Below are 17,020 nucleotides of genomic sequence, written 5' to 3' on the forward strand. Positions count from 1 at the left end.
GTCCTGTTTACAAAGGATATGAAAAATGGCTGATCCCACCCCCAAGCCGGAAGAAATGGCTAAGATTACCCACCGGCCTTCAAAAAAGGGCTGGATGGACACTGAGACGGTCATCAAGCCCGGCATGTACTGTTATCCCGCCAAGCAGGAATCCATTAAAGGCGTTGGCATGCCCAATGCTCACGAGTGGAACCCTCTGGAAAAAGATTGGCATCTGCCGGCCGATTGGAAAGGCACAGTACGCGAGGGCATTAAGGAGCGGTTGTCCAAATTCCGTTCCTTCAAGCTTTTCATGGATGTCTGTGTGCGCTGCGGCGCCTGCGCCGACAAGTGCCACTTCTTTATCGGTACGGGCGACCCCAAAAATATGCCGGTTTTGAGGGCCGAACTTTTGCGCAGCGTCTACCGCGGCGAGTTCAAGACCGCGGGCAAGATTCTGGGCAAGCTGGCCGGAGGGCGCAAGCTTACCGAAGAGGTGATCAAGGAGTGGTTTTACTACTTCTTCCAGTGCACTGAGTGCCGCCGTTGTTCGGTGTTCTGCCCCTATGGCATTGACACCGCTGAGATCACCATCATCGCCCGCGAGATCATAAACCTCCTGGGGCTGAACATCGACTGGATCCAGAGCCCGGTGAACAACTGCTTCCACACAGGCAACCACCTTGGGCTGAAACCTCACACCTTCAAGGAGAACATAGACTTTCTCCTGGAGGATATCGAGGAATACAGCGGACTCCATATCGAGCCCAGCTTTAACCGCAAAGGGGCCGAGATTCTGTTCATCACCCCTTCGGGCGACGTCTTCGCCGATCCGGGCATCTTCACCCTCATGGGTTACCTGATGCTCTTTGAGCACATCGGCCTGGACTACACCTGGAGCACCTATGCTTCAGAGGGCGGCAACTTCGGTTTCTTCACCTCTCACGAGATGATGAAACGCTTAAACGCCAAGATGTACGCCGAGAGCGAGCGCCTGGGCGTAAAATGGATTCTGGGCGGCGAGTGCGGTCACATGTGGCGGGTCATCCACCAGTACATGGACACCATGAACGGCCCGGCCAACCATCTGGAGGTCCCCAGAAGCCCCATCACGGGCACTCTGTTTGAAAACGCCGCCTCCACCAAGATGGTGCATATTACCGAGTTCACCGCAGACTTGATCAAGAACAACAAGCTTAAGCTTGATCCCAGCAGGAACGACCATTACAAAGTGACCTTCCACGATTCCTGCAACCCCGCAAGGGGCATGGGTATGCTGGATGAGCCCAGGTATGTGATCAAAAACGTCTGCAACAATTTCTATGAGATGCCCCCCAGCACCATCCGCGAGCAGACCTTCTGCTGCGGAGCCGGTTCGGGCTTGAACGCCGGTGAGAACATGGAGATGCGTTACCGGGCGGGTCTTCCCCGCATGAACGCGGTGCGTTATGTCCACGATAAGTATGGTGTCAACATGCTGGCCTGTGTCTGCGCCATCGATAGAGCTGTCTTCCCGGCTCACCTGGAGTACTGGGTGCCTGAAGTCGGCAACTGCGGTGTCAGCGAGCTTGTGGCCAACGCCCTTGTCATGGAAGGCGAAAACGAGCGGGAATACAACCTGCGCGGCGAAGAGATCGCCGAACTCAGGGCCGAGGCTCTGGGCGAAGAGCCTGATGGTGGGGATTCAGCAACGGAGGCGGATGAGTAATGTACGATAAAGGCAAGATCATCTCCGGGCTGGTTATCTTCGTTGCCTTGGTGCTTTTGCCCTTCTGGTGGCAGGCTGGTTCCGCCGGTGTAAAACCCGACCCCCAGTTGCCCAAGGCAGAGAAGACGTGCGTCATGTCCAAGGAAATGATGCGCACTGAACACATGCAGATTTTAAACCAATGGCGTGATGACGTGGTCAGGGATGCCGACCGCCTCTATGTCGCCGATAACGGCAAAAAGTTTGAGATGAGCCTCTCAAACGGGTGCATGCGTTGTCACAACGACAAGGAAAAATTCTGCGATCAGTGCCACAACTACCTGGGCGTCAACCCTTATTGCTGGGATTGTCACCTTACCCCGGCGCAGAAGGAGGGTAAGTGATGGAGTTCGGCAGAAGGATTTTCCTGAAAAGGGCGGGAATCCTGGCGGCCTTTGGCATCACCAGCGCTGCGGGATTTGAGCTTTTCAAGCCCGGTGAGCTGGATGCCGCGGAAGTGCTGCCCGCGCCTGACCGCTTCAGGGGAAAACATTGGGGCATGGTCATCGACACCCGCAAGTTCCATGGCGAGGCCGATGTAAAGCCCATTATTGACGCCTGCAACAAGGCGCACAATGTTCCTCACATCGAGAATAACCAGAACATTAAATGGATCTGGAGCACCGGATTCCATAATGCCTTCACTGACCAGGAAAATGAGTTTTTGGAGGAGAAACTGGAGAATACTCCGGTTCTGGTTTTGTGCAACCATTGCGAGAATCCCCCTTGTGTCAGGGCTTGCCCCACCAAGGCCACCTTCCAGCGAGCGGAAGACGGTATTGTTTTGATGGACTTCCACCGCTGCATCGGCTGCCGTTTCTGCATGGCCGCCTGCCCCTATGGCTCCCGCAGCTTCAACTTTGCGGATCCCCGGAAGTTCCTGCCTGAAAAGCTGAGCAATCCGGAGTTCCCCACCCGGACCAAGGGTGTGGTGGAAAAATGCAACTTCTGCGCAGAGAGGCTGGCCAAGGGCCAGATCCCCGCCTGTGTGGAAGCTGCCAAGGACGACGCCTTGATTTTTGGTGATCTTGCAGACGAGCGTTCCCCTATTCGGAAGGCCCTGCGGGAGAATTACAGCATCAGGCGTAAACCCAGCTTGGGCACCAATCCCAGCGTTTATTACCTGGTGTGAGTTGAATTATGCTGGAAAAAGCACTTAGTGGAAATAGGTCCTATTGGACTTGGGTTTTATCTCTGGCCGCTTTGGTGGGGGTGGGTTTTCTCGCTTACCTCTACCAGTATGAAAACGGTTTGGCCGTAACCGGCATGAATCGTGAAGTGAGCTGGGGATTTTATATTGCCCAGTTCACCTTCCTGGTCGGTGTGGCCGCCTCTGCGGTGATGCTGGTTATCCCCTATTACCTGCATCACTATAAAACCTTTGGGCGCATCGTTATCCTGGGTGAGTTTTTGGCCATTTCGGCCGTGATCATGTGCATAACCTTTATTGTGGTGGACCTTGGTCAGCCCCAAAGGATTATGAACGTGCTCTTACACCCCACGCCCCACTCCATTCTGTTCTGGGACATGATTGTCTTAAACGGATACCTGGCCATCAACCTGGTGGTGGGCTGGACCACGCTGGCGGCAGAGCGCAAGGGAGTTCCCCCGGCCAAATGGGTTAAGCCCCTAATCTATCTGTCAGTGCCCTGGGCCGTGAGCATTCACACGGTAACCGCTTTCTTGTACTGCGGTCTGCCGGGCAGGCATTTCTGGCTTACCGCCATTTTAGCCCCGCGCTTTTTGGCCTCGGCCTTTGCCTCCGGCCCCTCGGTTCTGATCCTGATGGCTCTGATCGTGCGCAAGTTTACCAAGTTTGACGCAGGTAACGAAGCTATCCGCACCTTGGGCAAGATTGTGGCCTATGCCATTTGCCTGAACCTGTTCTTTGTGGCCTTGGAGGTCTTTACTTCCTTCTACAGCAATATTCCCGGGCACATGATTCACTTCCAGTATCTGTTTAGCGGAGTGCATGGCCATGGAATCTTGGTGCCCTGGATGTGGGCCTCCATTATCTTCGGCCTGATTGCCGTGGCGCTTTTGGTGGTTCCCCAATGGCGGAACAACCTCAAGATACTGCCTGTGGCCTGCTGCCTTGTCTTTGCATCCACCTGGATCGACAAGGGTCTGGGCATGATCGCAGGCGGTTTTGTGCCGAACCCCTTGCATGAGGTCGTTGAATATGCTCCCACCGCACCTGAGCTGATGATCACCCTGGGTATATGGGCCATGGGCGCCCTGATCCTTACGGTGCTCTACAAGGTGGCCACCGGAGTGAAAGTGGAAGTGGAACTCTGATCCTCTTTTTTAACTAAAAGTATGGCGACCCCTTATCTTTTTGATAGGGGGTCGCTTTTTTTCCCCTTTGAAATTGGCAAAAGACAGGGAAGGGATTAAGCCCGGCCAAGCTGAATGCGCGAAAACCACCTGACTCGGCCAGGTTAAAAAGCCGGTCGCTTGCCTTTTTTCATAGGTGACCAAATAAAGGCCCATCAGAGGGAACCTTGGCCGGTTTCACTGATGGGCTTATTTATGCTTGGATTTTAAAGGGCCTGTTTGATCAGAACAACACACCCAGCCTCAAGCCAAAGATTTTGGTGTCATTGTCGGGCTCTACCACATTGCTGACAGGCTGCCCCCAAAAGGTTAGAAGCGCACGGTCAGATTCGTCTATATCCCAGTAGCGGAAAAAGGGTTCGGCGGTGAAGGCAATGGTTTGCATATCCCAAACCAGGCGGGCGGCCAGGCGGAAACCCATGCCGCTGTTCTGGTCCAGATCCACGTCATTGAAACCGGGGCTGACATCGCTTAGGTGGCTTTTGTTTTTACCGGAGAGGAAAAAGTCATATTCCGCCGTAAAAGTGAGCCGCATATTGTCTTGGGGCTTAATATTCAACTCAATACCTATGGGCAGGTAGTAATAGGTGGTCTCTCTTTCATAACCGCCGCTGCCATCTTGCTTGTCGTTCCAGTAGCGCAAGGCCAGGCCCAAATAGGGGGTTATGGCGGCTGTGGGGCTTATATCGAGGTCTTTGCCCAGGGCAAATCTCAGATTAAGTAATTGGTTGTCCCCGCTGGAGCTTACCGGCGTCCCTCCCCAGGTTTCGCCGTCATAGTCAATAGTCCCGACGCCCACCTCGCCTTCCAACTTGAGCATCATGCCATAGGTCGGGGTATGCCAGGTTGCGTTTAAATAAAGCCCATTCAGGAATCCCTTTTCTTCAATGCCGCTTTCCGTATATTTCATGTGGGTAAGCTGATAGCCGACTCCCAGTTCAAAATTCGGCAAAAGGGAATCCGGCAGCTTTTCGGCAAAAGCAGATCCGGCCTGTATTGAAACCAGGGAAAAAAGTGAGATTATAAAAACCGAGAAACGTATCTTCCGGGTGACCCAGGACCTTGTCATTTTTATCTATCCTTTCGGTCTTAGCAATCTCGGGCGGTGACAATTACAGGCCCAAGGTTTAAACTTCAAATTAAGAATATATTTAATTTTGTTTGGGAAAAGAGGAATTAACTCCATTTTAGTATAACAGCAGGGGATTCGCGTGGAGTAAAAATTAGATTGCCTACGCGAAAAAAGTCCCGCCAATTATAGCGTTAATCGTTTTTAACAGGCGGAAATCCAATGCTCATCGCGATATTGTCTGACATCCACGGAAATCTGGAAGCCCTCACCCAAGTCTTGGAGGACGCCCGCGCTCAAAAAGCGGAGGAGTTTTTCTGTCTGGGCGATATCGTGGGCTATGGTCCGGATCCGGATGCCTGTCTGGATATGGTCCGGGAAAACCAGATGTTTTGTGTAAAGGGCAACCATGAACTTGCCCTGGACCGGCCTGAATACCAGGTCTGGTTTAACCGTCAGGCCCGGCAGGGGATAAAGAAAACCGCCGGTATGATATCGTCAGATAACATAGACTATCTGAAAAGCCTGCCGAACAGCCTTATCCGCCATGGTTGCGGCCTGGTTCACGGCATGCCGCCCGACTCGGTTGTGGACTATTTTTTTCAATATAGTGATTACCATATCTATCAAACCCTGCTGAGCATGCCCTGCGATCTCTTTTTTGTGGGTCACACCCACCTATTGGGTGCGGTGAGCCTCAGTGGTGAAACCCTGGAACGGATGGGGCTCGGAAAAACGCCGGTGCATTTGGATCAAGGTAAACGTTGGATTATCAATGTGGGAAGTGTGGGGCAGCCTCGTGATGATGATCCCCATGCCCGGTATGTGCTTTTTGATTTGGTCACAAGGGAGTTGAGGATAAGGTTTGTCACCTATGATATCAGGGCCACCAAAGCCAAGATAAGGCTTTCAGGGCTGTCGGAGTTCAATGCCGAACGCCTGGGTGACCCTGATTGGGATTAGGCTTATTGATCGTCCAATTGGCCTTTCAGATAGGTTAAGCGGGCCTTGTAGGCTGCCCGGCCGGGCTTTTGCCTTACCGCTTCTTCCATATCAGCCACCGCTTCTTTCAGTCTTTTGAGTTGGACCAAAACTCCGCTGCGGTAGTAGTAGAAATGATGATTTGGTTCAAGATTTATGGCTTGGTTAAAATCGGCCAAGGCCAGCTTCAGCCGGCGGCGCAAGCGATAGGCATTGCCCCTGTGAAAATATGCGTCAGCCATATACGGGTTGATCTGCAAGGCCAGATTGTAGTCTGAAATGGATCTGACGTATTCCCCCTGGGCCCGATAGGCTTGCCCCCTTCTTACATATAAGGCGGCCTTTTCTTGCGGATCCCCATATTTTTCGCTCAGACTCAAAGCTTGATTAAAGTCTTTAAGGGCCTCATCATATTGCCTTTTTTGACGCAGTAGATCCCCTCTTAAGGTCAAGGCGGTGAGTTTATCTCTTTGGCTAAGACCTTGACTTAGGGCGCGGTTGTAATGTTTGAGGGCTGTATTCATGTCGCCCAAACGCATGGCCGCAAATCCGGCCCTCAGCTCCTGGTTGCCGTCGGCCCGGCAGGGCTGGGGATATGAAGATAACCCAATTAAAAAGATAAAAAAAATAAGTATCGAAAGAGATCTTTGAAAAATGGGCATGGCATTTTTTCCGGCTTGGCTTTGATGTAATGAGGTGTACTTAAGCTAAACTGGGCGCCGAGCTTAAGTCTCGGAACCTGTTTTCATGAAAACAGGCCTTAAGCCTAAGTATCATAAAATGGTTCTGTGGCCAACTGGAATACCAAGGAATGGTTGGATTGATTGCAGGCTTATTGGGGCGGATTGGTCCGGTCCAGTCAAATGTTAACTAAAAGTCTCCTGATCTTGGTGGCATGCATAAAACAAACCGATCGGACTCTTTGTTTGGTTTTTAACTCTGGCTTGAGAGGCCTTTGGCCAGCACCCTGCCCAGCCTGTCGAGTAAATGAAAGGGAGTGTCATGCCCCAGGTTAAGATGAGCTCCAAACCAAAAGAAACCGCAACTGATGGATATGATCATCAGGGACAGTTCCTTGACCCTGTCTTCCGGCCAGTTAAACGACTCCAGAGCAGGTGAGATGATTTCGCTTATCATATCAATGTGTTCTGTGAGCCGTGCCACAACCTCCCTTCCCGGTTGCTCCTCAAGGCTCAAGGCCTGGGTGATAAGGGCCGAGGCGTGGGGCCTGAGTTGAAAATAGCGCAGATGCACCGCACTCACCCCGGCCACCAGGGATTCTGCGTCTGTGGGGCTCATGGCAACCGGTTTAACCCTACGGGCCAGGTCATCCAAAGTTTCGTCCACCAAACGGGCGGTAAATGATTCTTTAGAAGAAAAGTAGTTGAAAAAGGTGCCTTTCCCCACACCTGCGGCACGGGTGATTTCCTCCACCTTACAGGTGTGAATCCCCCTTTCCGCCATAAGTTTAAGGCCTTCATCCAAAAGGGCGCGGGTTGTTTGCTTGCGTTTTTTGTCCCTGCGGGTAGTGGGCATGACATTGGACATAAAAATGACCTCCCAGTCGAATTTTCGCCTGTAAGGCCCCTGAATGTCAACTGCGGATACCGATTTATCTCTTTAATCTTTGGGGAATATGGTTTTCTTGACCGTAAACCCCGGCTGATAGTATGGTATTTGTAATTAATTAAAGGTTTTCTTTTTCAGGTTGATAACGGGTGTATTGGTCTTAATATTTCACAACTTTTTTGAGAATCGGGTTTTCTAAAGAAAAACAATTTAGTACAAATACAACCAGAAGAGTTTGTCTTGCCGTGAAAACACAATCCTTTATTTTAAGGGTGCAAAAAATAAGTTTCGGCTCAAACGAAAGGTGGATCTAAAATGAGTGACCCGATTAAAAAAAACCACACCCAGGCCTCTGCCAAAACCTTTTCACCAGAAGATATTGAATTGCTGGATCGTATGAGCCGTCCGGAATTATATGAATTTTTCTTTATGCATATTAAAAACATATGGCGGGTTGACGGGCTTTATTTTTTGGGCATTGAAAGAAGGCAGGGCACAACCGAAGCCACGGACGTAGATGCCGAGTGTTGGGCTTATATGGGCAAGGCCGAGGCAAGGGAGCTGAAACAATTTTTGAAAAAGGAAAACCCGGGCCCCAATGAGATTCTGGAAACCCTGCGCCACACTGCCTGGTCATTTTGCCACGGCTTGAAGCATTATCGGGTTAATCAGGATAATAGCGCCACATTTATAGTGGAAAAGTGCCGCACCCAGTTGATAAGACTTGAAAAAGGTCTTGATCCCCACCCCTGCCGCAGGGTGAGGGAGGGTTACCTGAAGGCCTTTGTCAAAGAATTGAATCCCAAGGTTGAAGTGGTTGCCACCTGTTGCCCGCCAGACAGGGACAGAGAGGATATCTGGTGCCAATGGGAGTTTGTACTCCGCGCTTAAGCCGTTTAACCCCTAATTTGTTTCGCTTGGGTTTCCCCGGCGGATGCAGGTTCTCTCATCGCTTTTGGCGGCCCATTGGCAGCCCAGCCTTTGAGCCGCCGGGAGTAGGAGATGAATTGTGGGCGGGAATCGAAAGAATACCGTAATTTATTTATATCTTAATGCGTAGGCAGTCGGCTCTGACCTTGGGGGCTAATCCGGCGTGATAAGTCAGCGAATGGCCTGGCTGGGCAGGCGCAGGAACTCTATTGTCATCTCGCGGTCCAAGTCAGAGCCCGAGCGTTCAAGCAGGGGGCTTGCGGCTTGGGTTGTTGACAACGCCGGTCGGTGCGGCCGGGGGCTGGTCATTGCATCGTATGTGTCAACCACTTTCACGATGCGCGCCATATAGGGGATGTTTTTCTTGGACAGTCCGTTGGGACAACCAGTGCCGTCGGCCCTTTCATGATGGTCCAGGACAATATTAAGAGCATCATATGGAAAGTTGGGCGTCATGGAAAGAGTCTGGCGCCCCCAGGTGGGATGTTTTCGAACCTGGGCCAGTTCCTCGGGACTGAGTTCGCCGACACTATCCCTTATTTCGGCAGGCGCCCGCATCATACCTAAATCATGGAGCAGGGCTCCCCTTCCCAAAGAACGCCGCCGCTCCACAGCCAAGCCAAGGCTGCGGCCAAGCACCAGCGACATAAAGCACACGTTAAACGAATGGTCGTATAGGGTTCGGCTGCTAAGCAGCACTGACGTTCCTTCAGGATCTCTCCATGTTTAAGGTAGAGGTCGATTGTCTGCCGAGTCAAGTGCAGTCTCTCTCGGCGCTTTTCGGGCTGCGCCCGTGAATGGTGAATAGCGCCTGAACGCTCATCGCAGCCATTTCCTTGACGAATATGGCTTTGTTTCGCTGGGGCGCTTCCGGTTTTTGCAGGAGGCTCAGGCCCCCCTCCTTCATGTCTTCCACTAAAATGGCCAGATTTTTTTTAACCCAGAAGGATTGCAAGCCTGTACTTACCAATTGGTCCCACCATTCCTGCTTGAAGGTCTGCCTGCGGGAACAAATCCGTTTCATCTTAACTTCTTTACTGACGGGATCTGCTATGAGAAGGAATATGTCACATAGGCTTGGTTAGTTACGGTCAATAGTCTTCAGGTCCACCAGAGCCATGTCGTGGCGCAATCGGTCCATTTTGACCTTGGTCAGCTTTTGACCCTGCCTTTTCACTTTCAGCCTCCCCGGTCTTTTTGGCGGAGATATTGTATAAGCAGGGCGTTTATAAAGCCGTTTGCGGCTATTGACAGGCGAGTCGCTAAAAATGATGCGAGCTTCCCTTCGATCTCCCCGATTCCGGCGTATAGTATTGAATTTAGCATAATCCCGTCAATCTATGGGACTGCTGTGTAGATTCGTGCCCATGTGGCTCAGGTTGTAGGTAAGTCCCAATCTTAAACCGGGAGCGCTTGCTGGGCTGGCGCTGATTCAGGCCTCCAAAATTCTTCCCAAAGTGCCATTCGTGGGCAATCGGGCAAAGGCAGCATCGTTACTAAAGCAAAATCGCCGGGGGCAGGGCAATTCCCATCGCCTTTGCAGGCAAAAATGGGATGGAAACAGTTCATGCCGAAATGCCGTTTTTCCCTTGCCTTTGAAGCCAGCTGATCTAGAAATCAGCTTAATTCGCATTCGTGAAGATTCCGGTTGAAAAGAGGTATGTTTCTCTTGGTATTAATTAGAGTGTCAAACTTAGTAATTTTAAGTTGTTAGATATTGCGCGAGGTGGTTTTCGAGATGATTTATACCTATTAATCTAGGTGTTTTATCGGTAAACAGGTCAATAACGCCTAGCGTTATTGAAACTATAAAAGTGGAATTAATGTCATTTATTTATCATTTCCAGCCTTGTAAAGGCCGTATTCCTTACCTTCGATATTGACAATATATTACCGCTTATATTTATATGCATTTAGGATTCAGAGCCTCGGTGGTTATTCTCTTTTACCCCGGCTCGGTAGTAAACGCCGCACATCATGATCAAGATCCAAGAAAAGGAGGCACCAATGTCCAGGTTTAGAGCTATTGCCAAGTGTGGTCTGCAAGCTGTTGTTTTGCTCCTTGTACTTGCCGCTTCCGTGGCCTTGGCAGGGCAGAACCTGAGTATCGCGTCCGGTAAGGCGGGAGGCACCTGGTACCCCATGGGCGGCGCGATTGCAGAGGCCGTGCAAAACAGCGTTGACGGGGTGAACATGTCTGTGATGCAGGGGACCGGCGACGCCAACATTATCGGCGTCAACAACGCCATGTACACCTTGGGCATCTGCTTTTCCTTTGCCACGGCAGACGCGGTTCAGGGGAAAGCTCCTTTTAACAAGCCCTTTACGAATATAGCAGGGTTGGCTGCGCTTTATTCTTCGCCGCTCCAGATCGTGGTCAGGGCTGATTCGGATATCAAGACTATCGAAGACCTGAAAGGGCGCCGGATCGCTCCCGGCCTTAAGGGAACTTCGGGCGAGGCTCTGGTCCGCAAGATACTTAAGGTCCACGGCATGAGCTATGAGGATATGAAAAAGGTAGAGCACGTGGCCTATGCCGACGCGGCCATGCTCATGAAAGACGGCCATTTGGATGCCTTTATGCCCTTTACCACGGTGCCTGCCCCGGTTATCCAGGATATCGCGGTCTCCATCGGAGGCGTGCGCATTTTGAACCTGGCCGAGGACAAGTTCCAGGCCCTTAAAAAAATCAACGCCGGTTATGCCAAGTATGTGATCAAGGGCGGCTCCTATAAGGGACAGGACGCGGACGTACTCTGCGTGGGCTCCAACAATGTGGTGATAGTCCAGAAGAAACTGGCCGAAGACCTGGTCTACAAAATGGCCAAGGCCCTGGTGGATAAAAAAGACAAACTCTCCAAGGTGCACAAGGTCATGGGATCCTGGAATCCGGCCTATGCCTGCCAAGAGATCGGTGTGCCTCTGCATCCCGGCGCAGCCAAGCTCTATAAAGAGATCGGCGCTCTGAAATAGATTGATTATCCGCCGCGCGGCCGCTTTCCATGGCGGCCGCGCCTTTTAAGGTTCTCAGTTCCCTTTTGCTTTTTAGGAGCCTATTGGGATGTCAAAAACCTCGGCCAAGACTGCACAAGATAAAAGAAGCTATGTTGAATTGATAACTTCTCTGGTGGCTTGGGCCATGGCCGCCTTTCATATCTACACCGGCATATTCGGCATTTTTCAGTCGGTCCTGCAAAGAAGCGCCCATGTGGGATTTGCCATGTTGCTGGTTTTTCTGATGCATGACAGAAAAGGGGCCAGAAGAAAAGGTCCGCTTGCCTGGTATGACTGGCTCTTCTTGGCCCTTACCATAATCAGCGTGGGTTATGTGGTTTTAAACGCAGATACCATTGCCTCGCGATATTCCTATGTAACCCCGCTTAGCAATTATGAAGTCTTTGCAGGGGTGATCGGCACTCTTTTACTCTTGGAAGCTGCCAGGAGGAGCATGGGCCTGGCCCTGCCGATAATCGCCCTGGCGTTTTTAAGTTATGTCTATATTGGGCCTCATTTGCCCGGAATCTTGAGCCACCAGGGCTTTACCCTTATGTGGACCGTGGACCAGCTTTTTTACACCACTGAAGGCATCTGGGGGATTCCCGCCGGAGTTTCGGCCACCTTTATTGTGATGTTCATTATTTTTGCTGCATTTTTGGAGAGATCCAAAGGCGGTGACTTTTTTATCGATCTGGCTTTGGGGCTCTTCGGCAAGTCTCGGGGCGGCCCGGCCAAGGCCTCGATCTTTGCATCCGGCTTTATGGGCATGTTGAGCGGTTCGGCCGTGGCCAATGTAGTCACCACAGGAACCTTTACCATCCCCCTGATGAAAAAACTGGGTTATTCCAATCGGTTTGCCGGAGCGGTGGAGTCTGTGGCCTCTTCCGGCGGTCAGTTCATGCCCCCCATAATGGGGGCGGCGGCCTTTATTGTGGCCGAGTTCATGGGCGAACAATACATCAGGGTGGCCGCCGCTGCGGCCATACCGGCCATTCTTTATTATTTCGGGGCCTTTTGCATGGTGCATTTCGAGGCCCTGCGCATCGACCTAAAGGGGCTGCCCGCCGATGAACTGCCCAATGTCAGCAAGACCCTTGTCTTCGGAGTGCAGTTCGCCATTCCGGTGGTGGTTCTGGTCTGGCTTTTGGTGGAAGGCTACAGCCCCATGAAGGCAGGGCTTTGGGCCATCTTGGTGACTATTTTTGTCAGCTTTGTGAGGAAAGAAACCTGGATGACCCCCAGGCGCATCCTGGAGTCTCTCGACGCCGGGGCCAGGGGCGCTGTGCAGGTAGGCATAGCCTGCGCCACCGCAGGAGTGATCATAGGCGTTCTAACCCTCACCGGACTGGGCATGCGCTTTACCTCCATCATTCTGGCCATTTCCCAGGGAAGCCTGATGATAACCCTTTTGCTGACCATGGTGACTTCCCTGATTTTGGGGATGGGGCTGCCCACAGTGGCGGCCTACATCATACAGGTTACCTTGACCGTGCCGGTTTTGACCCAGAATTACGGGGTCCCCCCCATGGCCGCCCACTTTTTCATCTTCTACTTTGCCATTATTTCGGCCATCACCCCGCCGGTGGCCCTGGCGGCTTATGCGGCCAGCGGCATAGCCGGTTCCGATCCCCTGCGCACGGCCGTGACCGCCTGCCGATTGGGCCTGGCCGCCTTTATTGTGCCCTACATGTTTGTTTATGCGCCGTCTCTGCTTTTGATCGGCTCTGTGAGCGAGATCATAACCAGCGCCATCACCGCCCTGGTCGGCGTGGCCGCCTTGGCCGCCTCCATGGTGGGTTGGCTTAAATTCAGGGCCAATCTTTTGGAGAGGACTTTTCTTTTAGGCGCAGCCCTGAGTTTGATCATGCCGGGCCTGGTAACCGACGGCGCGGGTCTGGCCTGCCTGGCGATCGCGTTTTTGCTACAATACATAAGGCGTCCCCGGATTGAACAACCTGCCTGATTCCGAGAATTCTAAACTGTAACACCCGGTCAGATCCAAAGTTTGACCGGGTGTTTTTTATCGGTGCTGATAAAAAAAGGGGGGAGACTCCGGCCCGGCGGGGACCACCGTTGCCCGAGATATTTGAACTGTGTTTTTACTTTCTGAATTTATTCAGAATTTCCTGAAAAGGATGCAGGGCCTGGAAAGGCATCAAGGCACCCATGGCATGGTTGGTGGTGCTTATGCCAGCTTCTTCCACGGCGGCCAGGGGGTTTAAGCCGCCAATAACCACCAGCCCCACCCGATCGGTGGGCACCGGCACCCCTAAAAGGGGCTGGCCGGGCCTTCCCACCAGGACAATGCCGCCAATACCGATTTTTTGCATACGGGCGCTCAAGAGCCGGGCCTGCTCGGCCGCGGGGGCGGGAATTTCCCTGAAGCTAGCCCCAACCAGGCCGTCGCCGGTGCGAGCTGCCCGATACACCGAAGTCATTCTGCTCTTAATAAATATTTCCAGGGGGTCCAGGGAAGTCCCTTCATATTTTATGATCTCGGTAAAACGGGTGGGGCGATGATCGTTCATCTCCAAAAGGCCGCCGAAGATATTGCTGGTGGGGATGCCTTGGGATAGCAACACCCCGTTTACACTGACTGAACAGATGGTGGCAACCGCACATTCATCGTCGTTCACCCGCCAGCGGCCAACCCGGCTTCCCGGCCGGGCCACCAAAAGACGTTGGCCCATGGAGAGGCCTGCGTCATAGACCCGTTGCATAATGGTGGCCGCCTCTGATATCCGGGAGGCCTCGACTCCGGAAAGGTTTACCACCACACCGCCAGTGGCCTGTCTCAGCTTAAAGCGCATACGATAGGTGAGGGCGTCCACCCGGGCGGAAACAAAACCGACCTTTTCCAGGGCGCTGGCATTGTTCAATTCCTGCAATCCCTTGGTGGTCAGCCGTCTGCCCCTTCTGCCTACAGGTTCGGTGAGGCCTTCTTGGTCGGTGCTCTCAAGATAATAGCGAATGGTGCGTTGACTCATTTCGCGTCCGGCCAGGTTCAGGGCCTGGGCAATGCGGGTTCCACCCATGGGGCGTTCGGACTCGTGGAGTACACGCAAGATGTCCAGTATTTTTTTGCGATTCCGTTCTTCCATTTAGAGCTCTTTTCCAGGCCTTTTTTCAGCCTGGCCCTGATCATCTCCAGAACCACGCCTTTGTCCGCATGGTTTTTTTGTTGTCTTCCCTTTTATGGCTGTTTAAAAAAACCCGGTCATGCAATATTGACGTTTTTCAAGACTAGCCTTGAATTACGCTCTCGTCAAGGTCGAAAGCGGCAGTATTGCCGAAAACAGCACCCTTATAAAAAGAGAATCAATTTGCGCGATCACTGCTAAAAACTGATATTTGTTGCTCAATCGCCTTTATTATGGAACATTTTCAATTGGATTGATTTTAAATGGCTTCTTGACATTAATCCATACTCATGGGATATAAGGCAATAGTTGCCGTTGTAAAAAATGTCCGTCTTAGGTGAGGGAAATCCTGCCCATTCTTCGGCTGATTCAGGTTTGGCCGATTTTTATTCTGCCCGAAAGACGGGAATGGTTGAATCTGCACCTGCCGGTCAGGGAAGTTGAAAACCCTCCGGTATCTGGCACTGAAAGGCCCGTCCATGACCAAAATCAGAATCGCCCAGGCTCAGATCAATCCCACTGTGGGTGATTTTACAAAAAATCTGGAGTTGATAGAAGGCTGCCTGGATAAAGCGCGGGCCCGGGGTGCGCACCTGGTCACCCTGCCTGAACTTTGCGTCTGCGGCTATCCCCCTGAAGACCTTTTGCTTAAGCCCCAGTTTGCCAAAGACTCTGCCGCCGCCCTTTCCGAGGTGGCTTCCATGACCAAGGGCATTAACGCGGTGGTGGGCTTTCCGCTTTCCGAAAACGGAAAAACCTACAATGCCGCCGCAGTCTTGTCAGATGGTAAACAACTTTGCGTCTATCGTAAGCTTGAGCTGCCCAATTACGGGGTATTTGATGAAAAGCGCTACTTTGAACCGGGTTGCGGTTCGGTGGTGCTTGAGATTGCGGGCGCCAGGATAATGGTGACTATCTGCGAGGACCTGTGGGTGGATAACAACAGCCTGTTTGATTTTGCCAGGCAAAACAGGCTCCAGGCCGCCTTGAATATCTCCTGTTCGCCTTTTCACGCAGGCAAGTTGGATGTGAGACGCGGCATCCTGGCCAATTTTGCGGGTCTGCTCAAAGCTCCTGTGTTTTACACCAATTTGGTGGGCGGTCAGGATGAACTGGTATTTGACGGGGGCAGCCTGGTAATGGGCGCCGACGGCTCCATCATTGACTTGGCCGAGAGGTTCAAGGAGGACCTCTTGATCACGGAACTTGAGCTTGAACCTGCTCAAGGGGAATTAATCACAGGCCCTGAAGACCAGGTGGTCGCCTTGCCTTTTTTCCCAGTGAAAACCCCGGCCCCCCGCCCCAGGCAAGTGACTGAACAGGACAGGCTGGAAGAGATTCACCGGGCCCTGGTTTTGGGGCTCAGGGACTATATGTCTAAAAACGGCTTTAAAAAAGCCGTGTTGGGGCTGAGCGGAGGTATTGATTCCGCCTTGGTGGCCGCCCTGGCGGTCGAGGCCCTGGGTTCGCGCAACGTTACCGGGGTGACCATGCCGAGCCAATACACCTCGTCTGAGACCAAAGGCGATGCCGAACTCTTGGCCGAAAACCTGGGCATGGAGCTGCTCACCGCACCAATCGCCGGGATTTTAAAAGCCTATCTTGGCGAAATGATGCCTCTTTTCGGCCAAGGACCCCTGGGAGTGGAGGCGGAGAACCTCCAGGCGCGCATTCGGGGAAATATTCTAATGGCCCTTTCCAACCGCTTTGGCTGGCTGGTCTTGACCACTGGCAACAAAAGCGAGGTTGCAGTGGGCTATTGCACTCTTTATGGAGACACGGCCGGCGGCTTTGCCTTGATAAAGGACCTGCCCAAGACCCTGGTCTATGAACTGAGCGAGCGCGTTAACCAGGTGAACGGAAAAGAATTGATTCCCCGCACCATAATCACCAGGCCGCCCACAGCCGAGCTGAGGCCGGATCAAAAGGACGAGGATTCGCTTCCGCCTTATCATCTGCTGGACCCGGTTATAGCGGCCTATGTGGAAGAGGATAAGGTGCCGGCGGAGATCTGCGCCGAAGGGCACAGCCCCCAAGTGGTGGAAGAGGTGGCCCGACTGGTGGACTTAAACGAATACAAACGCCGACAGGCGCCGCCGGGGATCAAGATCACCCCCAAAGCCTTTGGTAAGGACCGGAGGCTTCCCATTACCAATCATTATCATCCCGGTTTGAAAAAACGGGGCTGAAAGAGTTCAAAACAAGGCCTCGGTTATGAATGCGGGACAGGCCGAAAGGGCTTGCGGTTTTTTAACCGCTTGAAGGGAGACG

At 52.4% G+C, this 17,020-nt stretch carries 15 protein-coding genes; 9 read left to right on the forward strand and 6 right to left on the reverse strand.

Features of this window, described 5'->3' with window-relative positions:
* Positions 1-25 precede the first annotated feature (25 nt).
* From dsrK to dsrP, 4 genes are read left to right on the forward strand one after another with little or no spacing between them, the layout of a single operon-like run.
* Positions 26-1,687, forward strand: coding sequence for a sulfate reduction electron transfer complex DsrMKJOP subunit DsrK (gene dsrK / locus X474_RS11965; RefSeq protein WP_082464322.1), 1,662 nt, complete (start codon positions 26-28; stop codon positions 1,685-1,687).
* A complete protein-coding gene (dsrJ, locus tag X474_RS11970; RefSeq protein WP_044349170.1) occupies positions 1,687-2,070 on the forward strand; it encodes a sulfate reduction electron transfer complex DsrMKJOP subunit DsrJ in 384 nt (127 codons plus the stop codon). The genes dsrK and dsrJ overlap by 1 nt, the downstream gene beginning before the upstream one ends.
* On the forward strand, positions 2,070-2,858 hold the full coding sequence (gene dsrO, locus X474_RS11975; protein ID WP_044349171.1) for a sulfate reduction electron transfer complex DsrMKJOP subunit DsrO: 789 nt from the start codon (positions 2,070-2,072) through the stop codon (positions 2,856-2,858). The genes dsrJ and dsrO overlap by 1 nt, the downstream gene beginning before the upstream one ends.
* Before the next feature lie 8 nt (positions 2,859-2,866).
* A complete protein-coding gene (gene dsrP, locus X474_RS11980; RefSeq protein ID WP_044349172.1) occupies positions 2,867-4,024 on the forward strand; it encodes a sulfate reduction electron transfer complex DsrMKJOP subunit DsrP in 1,158 nt (385 codons plus the stop codon).
* Between the two features lie 262 nt (positions 4,025-4,286).
* On the opposite strand, the gene X474_RS11990 is transcribed toward dsrP, so the two are convergent.
* The gene (locus X474_RS11990; protein ID WP_044349176.1) at positions 4,287-5,132 is read right to left on the reverse strand and encodes a hypothetical protein; all 846 of its coding nucleotides are present in this window, start codon (positions 5,130-5,132) and stop codon (positions 4,287-4,289) included.
* A gap of 222 nt (positions 5,133-5,354) precedes the next feature.
* On the opposite strand from X474_RS11990, the gene X474_RS11995 reads away from it, so the two are divergent.
* Positions 5,355-6,095 carry a metallophosphoesterase family protein gene (locus X474_RS11995; protein ID WP_044349177.1) on the forward strand — a complete coding sequence of 247 codons (741 nt, stop codon included), beginning with the start codon at positions 5,355-5,357 and terminating at the stop codon, positions 6,093-6,095.
* A gap of 2 nt (positions 6,096-6,097) precedes the next feature.
* On the opposite strand, the gene X474_RS12000 is transcribed toward X474_RS11995, so the two are convergent.
* Positions 6,098-6,775: a tetratricopeptide repeat protein gene (locus X474_RS12000; protein WP_044349179.1), complete on the reverse strand. Its 678-nt coding sequence runs from the start codon at positions 6,773-6,775 to the stop codon at positions 6,098-6,100.
* Positions 6,776-7,046: 271 nt separating this feature from the next.
* Complete coding sequence (locus X474_RS12005) at positions 7,047-7,661, reverse strand: TetR/AcrR family transcriptional regulator (protein WP_052515136.1); 615 nt, start codon at positions 7,659-7,661, stop codon at positions 7,047-7,049.
* A 336-nt stretch (positions 7,662-7,997) separates the two neighbouring features.
* On the opposite strand from X474_RS12005, the gene X474_RS12010 reads away from it, so the two are divergent.
* Positions 7,998-8,573 (forward strand): DUF6125 family protein, encoded by a 576-nt coding sequence (locus tag X474_RS12010; protein ID WP_044349180.1) that lies wholly within the window; start codon positions 7,998-8,000, stop codon positions 8,571-8,573.
* Between the two features lie 210 nt (positions 8,574-8,783).
* Here X474_RS12010 and X474_RS12015 read toward each other — a convergent pair whose 3' ends face one another.
* Positions 8,784-9,311: an HD-GYP domain-containing protein gene (locus X474_RS12015; RefSeq protein ID WP_056009619.1), complete on the reverse strand. Its 528-nt coding sequence runs from the start codon at positions 9,309-9,311 to the stop codon at positions 8,784-8,786.
* A gap of 55 nt (positions 9,312-9,366) precedes the next feature.
* On the reverse strand, positions 9,367-9,636 hold the full coding sequence (locus X474_RS12020; protein WP_044349181.1) for a hypothetical protein: 270 nt from the start codon (positions 9,634-9,636) through the stop codon (positions 9,367-9,369).
* Positions 9,637-10,619: 983 nt separating this feature from the next.
* Here X474_RS12020 and X474_RS12025 point away from each other — a divergent pair.
* Positions 10,620-11,585, forward strand: coding sequence for a TAXI family TRAP transporter solute-binding subunit (locus X474_RS12025; protein WP_052515138.1), 966 nt, complete (start codon positions 10,620-10,622; stop codon positions 11,583-11,585).
* 88 nt (positions 11,586-11,673) lie between these two features.
* Positions 11,674-13,572, forward strand: coding sequence for a TRAP transporter permease (locus X474_RS12030; protein ID WP_044349182.1), 1,899 nt, complete (start codon positions 11,674-11,676; stop codon positions 13,570-13,572).
* 136 nt (positions 13,573-13,708) lie between these two features.
* Here X474_RS12030 and X474_RS12035 read toward each other — a convergent pair whose 3' ends face one another.
* Positions 13,709-14,710, reverse strand: a complete 1,002-nt coding sequence (locus tag X474_RS12035) for a DUF128 domain-containing protein (protein WP_044349183.1) — start codon at positions 14,708-14,710, stop codon at positions 13,709-13,711.
* A 518-nt stretch (positions 14,711-15,228) separates the two neighbouring features.
* Between X474_RS12035 and X474_RS12040 the strand changes: the two genes are divergently transcribed.
* On the forward strand, positions 15,229-16,938 hold the full coding sequence (locus X474_RS12040; protein ID WP_044349184.1) for an NAD+ synthase: 1,710 nt from the start codon (positions 15,229-15,231) through the stop codon (positions 16,936-16,938).
* Positions 16,939-17,020: the final 82 nt, after the last annotated feature.

The organism is Dethiosulfatarculus sandiegensis (assembly GCF_000931935.2).
Taxonomy (GTDB): Bacteria; Desulfobacterota; Desulfarculia; order Desulfarculales; family Desulfarculaceae; genus Dethiosulfatarculus; species Dethiosulfatarculus sandiegensis.

Excerpts from the sequence above, each read along its gene's own strand:
- dsrK (WP_082464322.1), top strand. The coding sequence starts at position 26 with ATGGCTGATCCCACCCCCAAGCCGGAAGAAATGGCTAAGATTACCCAC.
- dsrJ (WP_044349170.1), top strand. The coding sequence starts at position 1,687 with ATGTACGATAAAGGCAAGATCATCTCCGGGCTGGTTATCTTCGTTGCC.
- dsrO (WP_044349171.1), top strand. The coding sequence starts at position 2,070 with ATGGAGTTCGGCAGAAGGATTTTCCTGAAAAGGGCGGGAATCCTGGCG.
- dsrP (WP_044349172.1), top strand. The coding sequence starts at position 2,867 with ATGCTGGAAAAAGCACTTAGTGGAAATAGGTCCTATTGGACTTGGGTT.
- X474_RS11990 (WP_044349176.1), bottom strand. The coding sequence starts at position 5,132 with ATGACAAGGTCCTGGGTCACCCGGAAGATACGTTTCTCGGTTTTTATA.
- X474_RS11995 (WP_044349177.1), top strand. The coding sequence starts at position 5,355 with ATGCTCATCGCGATATTGTCTGACATCCACGGAAATCTGGAAGCCCTC.
- X474_RS12000 (WP_044349179.1), bottom strand. The coding sequence starts at position 6,775 with ATGCCCATTTTTCAAAGATCTCTTTCGATACTTATTTTTTTTATCTTT.
- X474_RS12005 (WP_052515136.1), bottom strand. The coding sequence starts at position 7,661 with ATGTCCAATGTCATGCCCACTACCCGCAGGGACAAAAAACGCAAGCAA.
- X474_RS12010 (WP_044349180.1), top strand. The coding sequence starts at position 7,998 with ATGAGTGACCCGATTAAAAAAAACCACACCCAGGCCTCTGCCAAAACC.
- X474_RS12020 (WP_044349181.1), bottom strand. The coding sequence starts at position 9,636 with ATGAAACGGATTTGTTCCCGCAGGCAGACCTTCAAGCAGGAATGGTGG.
- X474_RS12025 (WP_052515138.1), top strand. The coding sequence starts at position 10,620 with ATGTCCAGGTTTAGAGCTATTGCCAAGTGTGGTCTGCAAGCTGTTGTT.
- X474_RS12030 (WP_044349182.1), top strand. The coding sequence starts at position 11,674 with ATGTCAAAAACCTCGGCCAAGACTGCACAAGATAAAAGAAGCTATGTT.
- X474_RS12035 (WP_044349183.1), bottom strand. The coding sequence starts at position 14,710 with ATGGAAGAACGGAATCGCAAAAAAATACTGGACATCTTGCGTGTACTC.
- X474_RS12040 (WP_044349184.1), top strand. The coding sequence starts at position 15,229 with ATGACCAAAATCAGAATCGCCCAGGCTCAGATCAATCCCACTGTGGGT.